Origin of the sequence: Brevibacillus sp. JB24b (assembly GCF_051713385.1) — a bacterium.
In the GTDB taxonomy this organism is placed as follows: Bacteria; Bacillota; Bacilli; order Brevibacillales; family Brevibacillaceae; genus Brevibacillus_B; species Brevibacillus_B laterosporus.
On the sequence record NZ_JBNVQV010000001.1, the window covers coordinates 2,045,906 to 2,061,721 of the forward strand.

The 15,816-nt window shown below is 39.6% G+C and carries 16 protein-coding genes, 1 tRNA gene and 1 pseudogene; 14 read left to right on the forward strand and 4 right to left on the reverse strand.

Translation table 11 applies throughout. The features are described from left to right. The first annotated feature begins 221 nt into the window (after positions 1–221). Entirely contained in the window at positions 222–788 is a 567-nt protein-coding gene (gene folE, locus ACQV1I_RS09975) for a GTP cyclohydrolase I FolE (protein WP_176452330.1), read from the forward strand. Between the two features lie 281 nt (positions 789–1,069). On the opposite strand, the gene ACQV1I_RS09980 is transcribed toward folE, so the two are convergent. Continuing rightward, complete coding sequence (locus tag ACQV1I_RS09980; protein WP_018670135.1) at positions 1,070–1,477, reverse strand: mannose-binding lectin; 408 nt, start codon at positions 1,475–1,477, stop codon at positions 1,070–1,072. A gap of 525 nt (positions 1,478–2,002) precedes the next feature. Between ACQV1I_RS09980 and ACQV1I_RS09985 the strand changes: the two genes are divergently transcribed. Both ACQV1I_RS09985 and ACQV1I_RS09990 read left to right on the forward strand, forming a co-directional pair. Further along, the gene (locus ACQV1I_RS09985) at positions 2,003–2,146 is read left to right on the forward strand and encodes a hypothetical protein (protein WP_161555070.1); all 144 of its coding nucleotides are present in this window, start codon (positions 2,003–2,005) and stop codon (positions 2,144–2,146) included. A 249-nt stretch (positions 2,147–2,395) separates the two neighbouring features. Further along, a pseudogene (locus tag ACQV1I_RS09990) lies at positions 2,396–2,710 on the forward strand (geobacillin-26 family protein); the annotation flags it as partial. Between the two features lie 212 nt (positions 2,711–2,922). Here ACQV1I_RS09990 and ACQV1I_RS09995 read toward each other — a convergent pair. Next, complete coding sequence (locus ACQV1I_RS09995) at positions 2,923–4,020, reverse strand: hypothetical protein (RefSeq protein ID WP_161555071.1); 1,098 nt, start codon at positions 4,018–4,020, stop codon at positions 2,923–2,925. A gap of 248 nt (positions 4,021–4,268) precedes the next feature. Here ACQV1I_RS09995 and ACQV1I_RS10000 point away from each other — a divergent pair, with 248 nt between their 5' ends. Together ACQV1I_RS10000 and ACQV1I_RS10005 are read left to right on the forward strand one after the other, a co-directional pair. Next, on the forward strand, positions 4,269–4,478 hold the full coding sequence (locus tag ACQV1I_RS10000) for a hypothetical protein (RefSeq protein ID WP_161555072.1): 210 nt from the start codon (positions 4,269–4,271) through the stop codon (positions 4,476–4,478). Between the two features lie 288 nt (positions 4,479–4,766). Further along, on the forward strand, positions 4,767–5,033 hold the full coding sequence (locus ACQV1I_RS10005; RefSeq protein ID WP_116333790.1) for a helix-turn-helix domain-containing protein: 267 nt from the start codon (positions 4,767–4,769) through the stop codon (positions 5,031–5,033). Positions 5,034–6,330: 1,297 nt separating this feature from the next. Here the strand turns inward: ACQV1I_RS10005 and ACQV1I_RS10010 are convergent. Then, positions 6,331–6,741, reverse strand: coding sequence for a hypothetical protein (locus ACQV1I_RS10010; protein ID WP_116333791.1), 411 nt, complete (start codon positions 6,739–6,741; stop codon positions 6,331–6,333). 445 nt (positions 6,742–7,186) lie between these two features. On the opposite strand from ACQV1I_RS10010, the gene ACQV1I_RS10015 reads away from it, so the two are divergent. Further along, positions 7,187–7,263 (forward strand) — tRNA-Pro (locus ACQV1I_RS10015). 357 nt (positions 7,264–7,620) lie between these two features. On the opposite strand, the gene ACQV1I_RS10020 is transcribed toward ACQV1I_RS10015, so the two are convergent. Beyond that, complete coding sequence (locus ACQV1I_RS10020; protein WP_236645744.1) at positions 7,621–7,938, reverse strand: DUF2651 family protein; 318 nt, start codon at positions 7,936–7,938, stop codon at positions 7,621–7,623. Positions 7,939–8,061: 123 nt separating this feature from the next. On the opposite strand from ACQV1I_RS10020, the gene ACQV1I_RS10025 reads away from it, so the two are divergent. From ACQV1I_RS10025 to ACQV1I_RS10060, 8 genes are all read left to right on the forward strand, one after another. Then, on the forward strand, positions 8,062–8,799 hold the full coding sequence (locus tag ACQV1I_RS10025) for a lytic transglycosylase domain-containing protein (RefSeq protein ID WP_116333792.1): 738 nt from the start codon (positions 8,062–8,064) through the stop codon (positions 8,797–8,799). A 44-nt stretch (positions 8,800–8,843) separates the two neighbouring features. Then, the gene (gene mtrB / locus ACQV1I_RS10030) at positions 8,844–9,083 is read left to right on the forward strand and encodes a trp RNA-binding attenuation protein MtrB (RefSeq protein WP_018670126.1); all 240 of its coding nucleotides are present in this window, start codon (positions 8,844–8,846) and stop codon (positions 9,081–9,083) included. Positions 9,084–9,373: 290 nt separating this feature from the next. Continuing rightward, positions 9,374–9,847, forward strand: a complete 474-nt coding sequence (locus ACQV1I_RS10035) for a PTS sugar transporter subunit IIA (protein WP_018670124.1) — start codon at positions 9,374–9,376, stop codon at positions 9,845–9,847. An 18-nt stretch (positions 9,848–9,865) separates the two neighbouring features. Further along, a complete protein-coding gene (locus ACQV1I_RS10040; RefSeq protein ID WP_018670123.1) occupies positions 9,866–10,150 on the forward strand; it encodes a PTS sugar transporter subunit IIB in 285 nt (94 codons plus the stop codon). Between the two features lie 28 nt (positions 10,151–10,178). Next, positions 10,179–11,522, forward strand: a complete 1,344-nt coding sequence (locus ACQV1I_RS10045) for a PTS galactitol transporter subunit IIC (RefSeq protein WP_018670122.1) — start codon at positions 10,179–10,181, stop codon at positions 11,520–11,522. Between the two features lie 232 nt (positions 11,523–11,754). Next, positions 11,755–14,490, forward strand: a complete 2,736-nt coding sequence (locus ACQV1I_RS10050; protein ID WP_116333793.1) for a PTS sugar transporter subunit IIA — start codon at positions 11,755–11,757, stop codon at positions 14,488–14,490. Next, complete coding sequence (locus ACQV1I_RS10055; RefSeq protein ID WP_176452321.1) at positions 14,478–14,648, forward strand: hypothetical protein; 171 nt, start codon at positions 14,478–14,480, stop codon at positions 14,646–14,648. Before ACQV1I_RS10050 ends, ACQV1I_RS10055 begins: the two co-directional genes overlap by 13 nt. 176 nt (positions 14,649–14,824) lie before the next feature. After that, positions 14,825–15,811, forward strand: a complete 987-nt coding sequence (locus tag ACQV1I_RS10060; RefSeq protein WP_116333794.1) for a thiamine pyrophosphate-dependent dehydrogenase E1 component subunit alpha — start codon at positions 14,825–14,827, stop codon at positions 15,809–15,811. The last annotated feature ends 5 nt before the right edge of the window (positions 15,812–15,816 follow it).

Genomic DNA, 15,816 nt, shown 5'->3' on the forward strand with positions numbered 1-15,816 from the left:
CTCATTTTTTCGCATTGTAACCCAGATACTAGTAGAGTCAGGGACTCGTCATTGTAGCGTTTTCTCTCCTCTAATCTGTAAAATCTTATCATAAGGGATGAAAAAGCAATCTAATTAGGATATAGTAATAAGTAAGTTTCTACACATTAGTGTTTTGTATTTTTATATAGGGTATGATAAAATTGGCTTGTTCTTGTTGCGAAGGGTTTGAGGAGGCTGTCATTATGAATGTAGATCACGAAAAAATAAAACAAGCTGTTCGAATGATCCTAGAAGCTGTCGGTGAAAATCCAGACCGCGAAGGCTTATTGGATACACCAAAACGTGTAGCAAAAATGTACGCAGAAGCCTTTGAAGGCATGAATGTTGACGAAGAGACTTACTTCGAAACCATATTCAGCGAAGATCATGAAGAAATTGTACTTGTTAAAGATATTCCTTTTTATTCTATGTGTGAACATCACTTGGTACCATTTTTTGGAAAAGCGCATGTAGCTTATATACCAAAAGGTGGACGAGTTGTAGGTTTGAGCAAATTAGCACGAGCTGTGGAAACTGTAGCACGTCGTCCACAATTGCAAGAACGTATTACTTCCACTGTGGCTAACGCGATTATGAAGAAACTAGAGCCACATGGTGTTATGGTGATGGTAGAAGCAGAGCATATGTGCATGACGATGCGCGGTGTGAAAAAGCCTGGATCTTCTACTGTAACTACAGCTGTTCGTGGAGTATTTGAAAAAGATGCTAATGCACGTGCAGAGGTTTTACAATACATCAAAGCTTAGTGTCCTGTCGCGAAGAGCGAGCCGATTTTACTTCCTATGATAACAAGAAAATGAAAACCCGCGCTTTCCTTTGAAAGGCGGGTTTTAGTGTGTTATCACGAACCACTTTTAATATGATATCAATGCAAAGCTAAAGCCCACAAATCCTTATTTATAGGAATCGTGGGCTTTTTTGCATAACTCAAATTCATTAAGATATAGTCATTATTTAATAGCAAAATAGATTGATTGACATAAATGGAAAAGCACCCCCCTAAATGGAGGTGCGCTTTTAAAGAAAACTAGTTTGTACCTGTCCACCAGATAGCTTTTTGAGCTAAGTATATAACCACGTTACCATCGTTTTGAACAACCAATCTAGCGCCGGGATTATTGTGGGTTCCGGAATGCCAAATTGCATTAGGGTATCCGTATATTACTAGATTGCCGTCTCCTTGCATAATTACGTTACTAGCAGCGTGACCATGTGTGTTAGAGGACCATAAAGCTCTACCTCTTCCATAAAGTACGAAATTTCCATCATCTTGCAAGACCAATTGATACTCACCATTTGTTGACTTTAGATACTGTCCTTTGACAAGTTTTTCACCCGGATCTAGGTGGTCTTCTCCTGAAGCCGCGAAGGCTGGGATGCTTAACAGCAACATCATGGCAAAGAGAAAAAATGAAGCAGTAACTTTTTTTACCACATGAACACTTCCTTTCATATGAAATGCTGTTACGTGGAAATAATATCATATATTTCTAAAAATTACCAATATAATTTTTATTAATAAATAATTAACTAAGATATTCCTTTTGCCGTGTGACTTTTTCAGTTTTTTTGTAACTCTAATTCTACGATATATTTATGCTAAAGATAGAATAATAGAAACGATAAGCAGTAGAGTGGATGGAATAAATCAGGATGAGCATCATAGATTCCTATTTGTCACACAATGGATGAGTATTGCCGCTTACTACGAAGGCGATGGAGATGGATCGGATGCTCAACGCTTTGGTAGGATCACTCATTGTGAATAATTGATGGATCGCAATTAAAAAAAACACCGCCTATAAAGGCAGTGTGCGAGAACTACTGGCCCGTACCAGTGGACCATAGGGCTGTTTGATCTTTGTAAATGACCACATTCCCATCGTTGTTATATATAAGAACTTTATTTCATAATATTCTGAATAGATATAATAAAAATGTAAGGAAGGAGGTTAAAATCATGAAAAAAGTTATAGCATTCTCACTTGCTCTTGGTTTGGTTATTGGAGTAGCTGGATTTACTCCTACGCTTGCACACGCTTCACAGCCCTCCGATTTAATTTGCATCCCACAAAAAGGTGGGGGGTGGTTTTGTAATTATTAGTTATTTATTAAGTATCGATTAATCTAACATGTAGCCAAAAAGACATCTGACGGACTACTCCGTTAGCTGTCTTTTTTTAGATCAAGTATGTCGGTGATATTCATGCCTTGCATTTCGCATATTTTTGATAAGTTATCGAGTGCAGACGCAAAGTTTCATTGTTTCGCATGTTATTTATGTTACCAATAGGTTATTGATATTCGAAAAAATAACTATTATACCAAATGATGTAATGGAAATAGGTACTGGGATATCGGGAATGGCAAAGAAGGAACCTATGTAAAACAAACTTCAAGTAATAGAGACGTTTTGTTTCATTATGAGGATAAAGTTGATGAGTTAATGAAAGCTGAGGCTCTGTTATTAGTGAACACATCTGTTTCATTTTCTTCATTTATGGCAAGTGTAAAAGGTATTAAATCAGGTTGGGGTGCTGATAGAATGGTCGCTTTTTTTGCAGGCGCTGGTTTTGGTATGGCAGCAGCCGTTAACGCTGTGGATGTGGTTCAAGCTGAGAGAAAAGCAGCACATGCATTTGATGTTATTATGGATGGAGAAAAATAGTGAGTGAAATGATAGCAATTATTTTTTAAAACAAGTGGGTTTTACTGCTTTTACCTTTGTATATATTGCTCAATCTAGCAACCCTTCCTTTTCTTTCAAAGGGTAAATTCGAAAGGTTACGAAAAGTACTCTATATTATAAGTATTGTAGTAACGGCATACTCGTTTATCATGCTTATATACTTTTTTTATTATGTAATGTCTTTTTCCGTTTTATAAACGATTACATTGGTAATTGTGGTGGTAGCTCTGGTCATCTCGATCGCCGCGTTGGTACAAGCCGTGAAAAAACGCAATTAGTCGGCGGACATCCGGCGGCTTTTTGTATATTTGGAAGGATTTTGAAATCTTCTTATCGAAAGGTGTAGGCAAGGAGGTAGATAGAATGGAGGTTACTTTCGAGAGCTTTCCAAAGTGGAAGTGTTGTACCGACCCTAACTGGGTCCATACAGCGTGATTAGTTGACATGGAAAACTCATGTTTCAGAGTCAACGATGTAATGAAATCGGCTGATAAAGTAATATATTTATTAATAGCTATAGACATACCACTTTCCCCATTCATACTCTGAGGCTGTGGCTTATGCATCGATCCATCATATCTAGCTATCCATTGAGTTTTAAATGTCCATGGTATAATTCTGTTATTCCCTTTAGTCGGGCCCAGATACTCATGATCAGCTTGCATAAATGTATAAACATTTGAACCTGAACGTGGAGCTTCATATACTCTATATATAGTTAACCAATAAGAATCATTAGTAGACCAAGCATGATTTACTTTAAGTAATGAAGCTTTTGGTTCATAGGTTCCCATAGCAAACGGAACTAGACTATTAGGAGGATTATCTGTCTTCTCTTCCTTCTCTTTAGCATAATAATTATTTAAAGCAGCTTTAATTACTTTTTCAATGATATCTTGTTTATTCATATTTTTCGGCATTACCGTATCAATTGGACTTATGATATAAACAGGTATTTCTTTATCTCCATCTTGAATTAACCCGTACGCATCAATCTTAGAAGTAGGCTTTTCATCAACGTGTAAAGAAGGATTTTCATTTGATTTAAAAGATTGAAACTTTTTCACTCCCTCATCTTCACTATCATAAGAACTGTCTATAGTTTCAAGTGGAACTAGTTCAGTATCTATGAAGGCCACACCATTCTTTGTTAAAGCTTTTTCAAAATCTTTTTTTGTAGTATGTAACTCATATTCACTGTTCTTTGAATGGACGTCTGCGTTAGGAAAAAAGAAAGAACTAAATATAACAATTGACAAGGTTAAAGTAATTAAAAAATACTTTTTCAAAAAAACACCCTTTGTTATTTATAAAAGATTTAATCTATAATTACCTACCAAAAGTTCAATTGGGTAGCACCTTTATTTAAACAGCTAATTGGATTTGAGTAAATTATTGGAAATAGGGAAGGTAAGATTAGAATATTTTTCCCTCAAATCTATCACTTTTTGATGGTGTTTTGTTCGCGTAGTCTGTCTCGGGCTCGTCTTTCTGAGTAAAAATACGCCGATCTCGTTTGAGAAGTGCGCGAGTCACAGTGGCTAGCGTTTATAGTGTCGATTACTTACGAGGAAAGCCGGATGACTGGCGAAAGGAATTTGCAGACATTATTACGCCTCAGATTTGCGAATGGCTTCGAAATTTATTTATATACAGAACGCACTATCAAATTGGCGCGATGGTTCTTGATACATTAAATCAGGTGACGGTAAATGAACGGATCACTAACGAAAGCTCACGAGGATAATTCCCGTGAGTATTTTTGTTGCGATTCCCTGAATCTGTACGAGTTCTTTAAACGTCTGAAAATTCAGTATATTTTCTCGTGCCTTCACGAGAAAACACTCCGTAAGTTCTGGCAATACAGACGCGACGAAAAGCTAGACGGATGTCTGGCGGTGTACAAGCGTAATAAGCCACAAGGATAAGTCGAAAATTATATAGGGATGTGACGTTAAGTGAACGGAGGAAGATTCGTAAAGATACCGCATAGCATGTTATTTTATTACACGTTACTGCCAAGTATAAGGCCGAGATGACCGCACTTTACGGGATATTGACGCATTATTACAACGTCGATGAAGGTTACGCATGGCCTAACGTGGACACGCTCGCTTTCCATTACGGGAAGACCGCAAAGACTACGGGGGAACACTTGGATGTCCTCGAAGAATACGGTTTACTACGTACGCAAATGGACGGCGCGAAGAAGCTATTTGTTCCGGTCGATCCCGTATCAAGTGTAGAGGAGTTTGATAAACAACGGAAAGGAGACGGTAAACACCGATGGTTAAACGATTAACAATCGAACAATTCGGCCGGTATTAATTGTATGGGTAAATCGGTGTTAGTAGGAGAAGTAAATTTTGTTTTTATATGAAAGAAAATAAGCAAAAATCTATTTATGGTATGATTTGTATTTTTTTAAAAAGTTTAGTACAATCAAGTCTCGTTTTACAAAAAATACCTAAATGGAGATGATTATTTTTGAAGAAAATTGTCTTATCGAGTGCTAAATCTAGTTGGCCAGATCAAAAAATCTTAGCCACTTTGCAGCATTAGGTTTTACTGGGTGGGCTGGTTCAAATTTGCTTGATATTTTCCTACAGGAAAGAAAGGTTAAACGCGCATTCAGAGACGCGTATGATTCGGAATGATACTATTAAATATCATGTTTAATAAATGGGTTATTCTTTTTTATATAACTTTTCTTGTACTTACACTTATTTTATTGATTTTTTATAACAATAAAAAATTACCAAGGATAAGAAAAATATTCTATTATATTAGTTCTTTTCTTCTTATTTACATTTCAATTGGTATAATTCTTTTCTTTTATAAAATTTTTTTTACCTATGATATTGTGAAATAAGAAAAATGAACCTCGGATTTCTTCCGGGTTTTTTTTGCGTTAATCCCTTACTATGAAAATAAGCTCTATAACGATTGTGGTCGTCTTTACTTACCGAGAAAGCGTGAACGTTTTGAATGTTACAATGCATCCTAGCGAAAGGAGAACGATATCATGGCGAAAGATTTACGAAAATTAGAAAGCGAAATTAACACGCAAAGAAATTGATGCCGCCCAATTACCCGCGGTCAACAACTTCTTACCACAATCCAGATGATGGCGAACAAGGTCGAGATTTCGGAGCAGGCGAAGTATTCAGTTAGTGCGCTTTATAAATGGCGTCATCACAATCGCGACTTTATTGCGTACGCGAATGAACTATCGGCAGACGTGTTTAATGTCACACCTTCCGCACATCATGGAGAAACATTTGGACATGCAAGGCTCGATGAAAGGAATTGAGCTGTTTTAAAATTCGGCGGACTCTTATACGATTCACGTCGATCAAATCGTTGACATCATCGTACCATCTAACCTAGTCTTGATAGATTGGCTGTGGACGGAGGACGAGTTCTACTATGCAAAAACGAACAAAGATTAACGACCTATTCGGCTCCATGCGTCTCGTATTGCCTGAGCAACGTGAAGGGTACCTTAAATACCGAAGAGGATTATTGTTATTGTCAAAGCCTGACCTCGATCATGACGAAATCATGGCGATTAACTATAGGCCAACGGAAAGTAAACGTTATAACATCGAATTAGCCGTCAAGTATGGCGCGAGGTATCCGAGAACGGAGGCGAGTTTCTGACGGTGAGGGGTGTAGGCAAGTTGTATGATACCGTTAAATATCCCTCGGAACTTATCGAACTGCTCAGGGGAATCTGCTTTTGTATGTACCCATCCAACTTTACCATCAGAGACGAGGACGATTTCTTCCACTGACTTTTCACTTTCTTTATCACCAACAATAAGGACCGCGGTTGCTTTTTTGCCACCCATTTCGTAATCCACAGATTTAACAACCGTGGCATTATCAAGTATAACTGATTTTGCTGACGGAGATTTCGTTGCCATTTCAAATATAGGACGCACTTCCGGAGTGATCTTTTCGGCTACAAATTTCTTTTTTAATTCCGTATCTTGCCAGTTCTGCATAACAGTTATATATTCGATCGCTATTTGTTCAGTAGAAGTAAGTGTTTTCTCTACAGACGGTGTTCTAGGGGCTTCATAAGTTTATTAGTAAGAGGTGTAAATACTAGATTAAAGACTTGTTATTCCACTTGATAGAAATAGAAGCAACAGCCCCGGAAGGCTAGCGTAATTTTACTTCTTTAAGTCATAATCATGTCAGATAGTGTAATCAAACCGATGATGTGTACGATCTGACCGCGTTAAGATACCGAATAATTTAACCCGAAAAAGAAATATTGTTCGTTTGAGAGTCATATAAACATTAACGAGGGTGCGCTATTAGGTATTGCGGGGGTACGGGGCTGTATGATATACTTTGAATAATCGAACAATTAGGCGCGACTGTTAACAGGTGAAAAATCCCCGCTAAATCAACGCTTTACGAAGTTTATCCAAATTAAAACATCGGGATGTGGCGCAGCCAGGTAGCGCGCACCCTTGGGGTGGGTGAGGTCCAGGGTTCGAATCCCTGCATTCCGACCATTTAGAATCTAACACTTCTTCAGCATTACTATGCGAAGAGGTGTTTTTTAGAAAAGAAAGCTTTATGTATACGGCTACCTATATTCGTCCTTTGCGGAAAACTATGATCTATTCGGAAGAGCTTGCAAATTTTTAGTAATGTAAAAAGGCCGCAAGAAGGCGGACAGGATAACTGGGCTAGACACATGTTGGTTCTATTCTGTAGGAAGCCAAATTACTCTGAAATTGCTCAAACTTTTTTATAAAGGTGTTATAGGGAAGAATCCATTTTGTTGCAAATTTTTTGCAAAATGGATTCTTTTCATTTAATACGCAACAGGTCGAAGGCTGATCATTCTTACGTTCAGTACAGACGAGTTATTTATTTCGTAGAAACACATGATACACCCAAGAAGTCATAAGAGAAACAAACAAGGATAGACCAGCATACACAACGGACCACATAAAAAATGTATCACCAAAATAAGTATAGGTTAAGATCGTAAAGAAAAGGAAAGTCCCAACAGGCATGACATAAAATCGTTTCCAGATTAACGTACCAATAATCGTTAAAATCCCCACTGCTATTGGAAAATAAAATAAGACTAACAAAAACTCACTCACGTATCGCACCACTTCCTTACTAGATAAATTAGGAAAGAATGTACCTGTTCGGTTATACGTATACTGATCCAAAATGTTTCATCATTTTCGTTTTTTTAAAAATTCAAGTAAAGATTTTTCTCCGCACCCAGGTCTTTTTTCTCTTGGCTCTTTGGAAAGCTTTCCCTTATAATAGAACATAAAAGACAGAGGAGAATGGATGATCTAAACGTGAAAATAGATAGTAATCAGTTCGTTAGGAACCTTGCATCTAATGGGCAATGGGCATCAGGTGATGTTAGTCAGGTAGCACAAATTCAAGAGCTGCTGGATAATCAGGCGAACTCAAATGGACAAGATCCCTTGTTTTCGGATGTATTTGATAGTGAGCTGCAAAAATATCAACATGTAATCTCTAAAGAGCAGGTCCTAGCTGAGTTAGATGGGACAAAGCAGCAAGATAATTGGAATTCTTCGATGAACTATTCTTCAACCTCTCCCGACCTTTCCTCTAGTAGGGGCGAATCTATGACATGGAGCCGTCAGCAGATCGTGGATAAAATTGAGCAGGTGAGCAATCGTTTTGGCGTAAACTCTGACTTGGTCAGAGAGGTGGTACGAGCCGAGTCTAATTTTAATCCTGTTGCTACTTCTCATGCTGGAGCAAAAGGTCTCATGCAATTAATGGATGATACTGCTCGTAGTGTAGGGGTACGCAATTCTTATGATCCGGATCAAAATTTGACAGGCGGTACTCAATATCTGGGCAAATTACTCGACCGATATGATGGCAATGTAAAGGTTGCATTGGCTGCTTATAATGCAGGATCTGGTCGAGTCAGAAGGGCTGGAATTGAGACAGATGAAGATTTTGACCGTCTAGCAGCTAATCTTCCTCAAGAGACACAGCGTTATGTCGCCAAGATAACGACGAAATTGCAAGCGGAAGATTAGGTAGGGTATAGTAAAGAGAGAAATTCTCTTAGGGGGACAAAAAGATGGACCAACATCAACAACGAAGCAATGGCAACCAAGACTTTTTTGTTATTAAAGCAAAAGAAAACGGAGTACATGTGATCGGATTGACCCGTGGTACAGATACACGTTTTCACCATACAGAAAAACTAGATAAAGGCGAAGTAATGTTAGCCCAATTTACGGAGCATACATCTGCTATTAAGGTACGTGGTAAGGCGATTATTCAAACCAGACATGGAGTTATTGATACAGAGGAATAATGGTAGAAAATGTAGAAAAGAAAGTGACCATGGGTCGCTTTCTTTTCTTTTTCGGTATAAAAAGTGAAGAAAATGTTGTTGACGTTTGTTTGCAAGGATAGTATGATAAAGCTGTAAGGAACAAATGATAAAAGTAAGAACAAATGTAACAGGAAATAATGGAATAATTTGTGAAAAGAGCCGCGGGCTAGATTTGTATGAATGTCATACGATCTGGCCCTTTTTGTATAGAAATGTTGGCTTTTTGCACAAAAAAGACAGAGACAGCTTAGATAGGAGGGAGAATCCACATGTCATTTTTTGAGATGGTGCAAACGGATCATTTGTTTATATTTCCAGATGAGACCCGTCAAGACGTTATCCTAGAAATCATGGCAAAATCGTTATGGAGTAAGGGCTTTGTGCATGAAAGTTATGTAAACGCTGTCAAGGATCGTGAAAAGCATTATCCCACTGGTTTAGAGTTGGCTGATGTACATGTGGCTATTCCACATACGGATGCGTGTCACGTTAAACAGCAAACCATTGCATTGGGTGTAGTGAAACAAGGTACAAAATTTCACTGTATGGCTGATGCAAGCAAAACGATTTCAGTCAAGCTTATTATCATGCTAGCGATTGAAAAAAGTGAGGCTCATTTGGAAATGTTGGAAGAGATTATGACGTTCATCCAGGATGCTTCACGCTTGGAGGCACTTAGTCAGGCTAGTACTCCGGTAGAATTTTTTTCAGTTATCCAGCCAGCTAACAGTTACAACCACTAATTTTAGGAGGAATTCATTATGGCAAAGAAAAAAGTTATGGTGATTTGTGGTACAGGGGTAGCAACTTCTACAGTGGTTATGCAGAAATTAAAAACGTTCTTCCAAGAAAAAGGATTAGAGGCTAATTTAGAGCAATCAAAAGTAAGCGATGTTTTAAATAAGGGTGATCAATACGACCTGATTATTTCCACTACAGCAGTACCAACTAATTTACAGGAAAAGGTGATTAACGCTGTTCCGTTGTTAACAGGAATCGGTAAAGAAAAAGTGTTTGCCGAAATTGAGAAACGGATGAACGAATAGCCATTTTACTGAGTTAGGGGATGAGGGAATGGAGTACTTACAAAAGATTGTTAATTTAGGGCCAACTGTCGTATTGCCCATTATCATCTTCATTTTTGCGATTCTCTTAAAAACGAAGCCCGGACAGGCGTTCCGGGCTGGACTCACTATCGGGATTGGATTTGTTGGGGTCAATCTGATTATTGGATTACTTAGCAGTTCACTTGGTCCTGCAGCTCAAGATATGGTCAAAAATCTAGGAGTGGAGCTAACGATTATCGATGTAGGCTGGCCAGCTAGTTCAGCCATTGCGTTTGGTACAACGATAGGAGCTCTTGCTATCCCGATTGGTCTTGGGGTCAACCTAGCAATGCTAGTATTCGGACTCACTAAGACATTAAATGTAGACGTATGGAACCTATGGCATATCGCATTTACTGGATCATTGGTGACAGTTATGACCGATAGTGTACCGATGGGTTTATTGACAGCGATTGTTCATGCAATCGTATTACTTGTACTAGCGGACATGTCTTCTAAGCATGTGTCTGAATTTTATGGTTATCAAGGAGTTACATTCCCGCATGGTACTTCTACTGCTTTTTATGTGATCGCCATGCCGCTCGAAAAATTATTTAATATGATTCCAGGGTTGCGTAGCTTAAAAGCTGACCCAGATTCCATTCAAAAACGGATGGGCGTGTTGGGTGAATCAACCGTGCTAGGTCTTATTCTAGGTATTATTATCGGTCTTTTAGCTGGGTGGAGTGTGAAGGATGTCTTGACCCTTGGGGTAAATACAGCTGCTGTTATGCTCCTGTTACCTCGAATGGTAGCTGTTCTTATGGAAGGATTATTACCAGTATCGGAAGCGGCTTCGGAATTTGTTCGCAGTAAGTTCCCAGATCGTGAAGTAAATATTGGGATGGACTCTGCGCTCGCAGTAGGACATCCAGCCGCTATAGCCTCATCGTTAATTATGATCCCTATTGTTTTGGCATTGGCAGTACTGCTTCCTGGTAACAAGGTGTTACCTTTCGGAGATTTAGCAACCATTCCGTTTATTGTCTGCTTAATGGTTCCTGTGTTTAAAGGAAACGTGGTACGTACTGTTCTCGGGTCAACGATCGCTCTGGGACTGGGCTTATTATTAGCCACCTACGTATCTCCGCTTATTACTACTGCGGCAACTATGGCAGGGTTCAAATTCCCTGAGGGGGCTGCGGCAATCTCTTCCTTAGTGGATGGTGCGGTTCCTACGACAGCATTATTCGTTTTTGGTGCTAAGCTGGGGTACGTCGGTATCATTGGGATTGGTGCTATTGCCATAGGTACAGCTATTTATTTGAGACGACGGGACAAAAGAAAGATGCTACAACAACGCGAGATGTGATAAAAATAAAATAACGAAAGATCACTTGTTCCTTTAACGATTACAAGTAGGTATAACCAGGAGAGCATGTATCTCCTGGTTCGTCTACGTTTGTATCGCACTTTTGTGCTTATGAAGAACAATTTCTACCACTGGTATATAATGAGTGGCCGGTATGTAGGAGACTCAGGGATTGAAAGAAATTGTGAGTAGTTATCAGGGATTCTGCTAAAAAGGGAAGGAATGGTGGCAAATGAAGGCACAGCTACTGCGGATTGTACAGGAGGAAGATCCCAAAAATCCGCTGACTGACGAAGAGATTGCCGCAAAATTAGGAATTAGGAGAGATAAATGTACGTTATTGCGCCAACAGTTTCATATCCCTGATTCCCGTAAAAGACGGTTACCATTGCTGACAGCAGAAATGAACCGGATTCTAAAGGAGCATTCACAGATATCGGATCGCAAACTAACAGGAGAGCTACGCAAAATAGGGTTTGAAATATCAAAATTTACTGTGATGAATTTGCGGAAAGAACAGCAAGAAAATTGGCTAGAGATGTCTTTGGCCACAGAAACACTTGTTTCTCAAAACAAGGAACAGTCAGCACCACGAAGACTACGGCAGTTTGCTGATTTGATCGAGAGTGATGGTTTCTTATTACCATTTGTACAACAGGTGAAGGCAGTCATTTTATACCCATATCAAAAGCTACCAATTTTATTTCAGGGAGAAAAGGGCACAGGTAAGCGAGCTATTGCAGAAGCAGCCTTTTCCTTTGCAAAACAAGAGAAACAACTTACATCAGAAGCTATCTTTATAGAGATAGATATACGAGAGATACCGGAAGGGCCGTTATTTGAGCAACGGATTCACGATACACTTTGTAGCTATAAAGGTGTAGGTGGTGCACTGTATATTCGGGAAATTCAGCTTTTATCCCTGAAGTCTATAGAAGGGGTGCTCAAGCGTGTACGAGAGATGGACTCATCCATATTCGTTTTCGCGTCAAGCACGAATACAGCAGGCTGGGATAATCCTGACTTCATGCATCGCTTGTTTCCCATTCAGATACACTTGCCAGCCTTAGCATCATGGCCGAGAGAGTCACAGCTCCGTTTTCTTGAGGATATGATTCAACAGCAAGCACAACAAGCTGGTTGTCCGATTCGTATGGATAAATGCGGAGAAAGTAAAAAACTGATGAATGGGTATACGGCTAACATTACGCAGTTACGAGCAGAAATCCGCGCTTTTGTTTGCAATGAATTAATAGATTGGTTATTTGAAACCATTTCTACTCCGCAAAGTGATGAAAGAACGAAACAAAGCTCTCCGACGACTGTAGCGCCTGACTCAATCTATCATTGGCTACACATCCGTTTTGCACAAATGAATCAACAAGGGGTTCAGCCTGAACTAATTCGACTCCAATTGCAACATGAATGCCGAGAACGATTGAGAGATGACAGTGGAAAACGTAAGTCAGATGCAGAGCGTGCTCGCAGTCTAAGTATTTTTGTCGGAGAAAAGGTCATGCAAATGGTAGAGCAAATGCTATGGATTGCAGAAAGGCACCTCGTGCTCGATCATGAAAAGCTATTAATGGCTCTTGCTTTGCATGTGAAAGGGATGTTAGAACGTTATCAGGTTACAGAGCCAAATCAGATTTATCATGGGGATCGAAAAAACGAGGCAACTACTACCTACTTGTCAATGGAATGGATTGTTGCCGAAGAGATGGCAGAGGTAATAAAAAGCACTTGGGGAATTAGCATTACGAAGGCAGAAACAGAAATGCTGGCTCGATATGTGAAGCATTGCACCCTTATTGAAAAAAATTCACCAACTGTCGGTATGGTTTTGGTTTCATACGGTAGTATTGCTGAGAGTATGGCAGAACAACTACATTCTTTATTTGGGCAACATCATATTCAAGCAGTTAGACTCTCTGTAGATGATTCGGAGGAGCGTTTTTTGTCTAAAGTTAGCTCTGCTATTAAACGGGCAGACCATGGTATGGGAGTTGTCGTCTTGGCAGATGCTGGACGGATGGTAGGCAGTGAAGAGATTTGGCGGGAACATGTTCAGGTAGAAACGTTAATATTTGCACCTCTGAGCTTGCCATTTGCTATGGAGGTTATGCGTCGCTGCTTGTACGCACCAAAGTCATTGTCTCATGTGGCACAGGAAATTGTTCAATGGCGTATGCCAGTTTCCCCTTTTTTAGATGAGTGGAAAATAGCCAAGCCCAAAGCATTGATGTTGGTTTGTTTGACTGGGGAAGGGGCAGCACGTCAACTGGGACAAATTGTGAGCGAGCATGTGGGAGATCGTGGTGGGGATCTACATTATTTGTTTGCAAATACTCATACGGTACGCTCCTCCTATACAAAGTGGAAAGAGGAATATCATATTTTAGCGGTTGTAGGCACGATTGATCCATTGGTAGAGGGGCTACCATTTATCTCCTTACAGAATTTAATTGAGGGAAGTGGATTTTCGTTTTTAGATCGCTTATTAATGGTGGGTGATTGGACGGGTGGACAAGCAGATATTGATCAACGGACACCATTACACATGCAGGATTTATTTGTGACGGATCTTATTTTTTCAGATTGCAACATTTCTAATAAACAAGAAGCAATTCTTTTTCTTGCTCACAAGCTAGTAGAAAAAGGCTACGTAAAACCCGAATTCGTACAGAAGGTGTGGGAACGCGAAAAGCTTGGGGCAACATCACTCGCAGGTGGTATTGCGATCCCGCATGCAGAGCCTGCTCAGACTATCAAGCCTGCCGTTGCCATTATGCAATTGGCTCATCCTCTGGAGTGGGGACCGGGTATTCAGGTAGACTGGGTAATCATGTTGGCAGTTAATGATACATGCCAATTTGCTGTGGAAGAATTAATGGAAGCATTGGAAGAACCAGCGAATATCCAGAAGATTACAACCAGAGGTGGGGAGGAAGAGAAATGGAATCAATGAAAAGAGTAACTCCTGGCACAAAAATATATAAATTGTTTGAACACGATAAATTTGTATGCGAGGGCACGGAAGAAGTTTTTCTCATTTCCATTGAAAAAGTAACCAAAGAGGAATTTAAAAAACGCTTGGAAGAAAATCCAAAGTTGTTAGAAGAATAAAAAGATAAGAAAACCATTGAAGTAATGGTTGACGGATATAAAAAAAGAGGTAAAATAAAGATGTAGAACAAATGTAATTGATCAGAACAAATGTAAAAGGGCCTCGGGCCGAATGCTTCCCTGTGTGGAGGTGTTCGGCCTTTTGTCTTTTTCTAAAGAGCAAAGGAGGGTACAACATGACTACTGCTTGGCAATTGCCTGAGATGATTACGGAGCAAAAGTTGGTTGAATTACTACATCAAATGTGGGTGATCCGCTTTTTTGATGAAAAGGTGGATGAATTTTTTGCAAAAGGGTTAATTCACGGAACTACCCATCTATGTGTTGGACAAGAAGCAACAGCGGCAGGTGCAATCGCTGTGCTTCAACCAGAGGATAAAATCACAAGTACGCATCGTGGTCATGGTCACTGCATAGCAAAAGGTGCTGATGTTAATAAAATGATGGCTGAATTATTTGGACGTGAAACGGGATATTGCAAAGGAAAAGGCGGATCGATGCATATCGCGGATGTAGATAAAGGGAATTTGGGAGCGAATGGTATTGTCGGTGGTGGTATTCCTATTGCAGTTGGAGCGGCGCTTACCTCACAAATGAGGAAGTTAGGCTATGTTACAATCAGCTTTTTTGGCGATGGAGCGAGTAATGAAGGTAGCTTTCATGAGTCAGTTAATATGGCTTCCATTTGGAAATTACCCGTTATCTTCTTCTGTGAAAATAATCAATATGGAATGTCTGGTCCTGTAACGGAGATGGTGAATATCGAACATATCGCGGATCGGTCAAAAGCATATGGTATTCCTGGAGTCGTAGTAGATGGAAATGATCTTTTCGCAGTCATGAATGCTGTAGCTGAAGCGACAGAACGAGCTCGGCGTGGCGAAGGGCCTACTTTAATTGAAGCCAAAACATATCGATACAAAGGTCATTCAAAGAGCGATGCGAAAAAATATCGGACACGCGAAGAAGAGATGGATTGGAGAAAAAATCGCGATTGTATCAAGAAATTACAAGAAGTATTGATAGAGAAAGGCTTACTTACACAAGAACAAGCGAAAGAAATCGAACAGCAGGCAAAGAAAGAGATAGAAGAAGCAGTGGTGTTTGCTGAAGAAAGCCCAATGCCTTCACTAGATACGTTGGAAGAAGATGTCTACGCATAACGGAT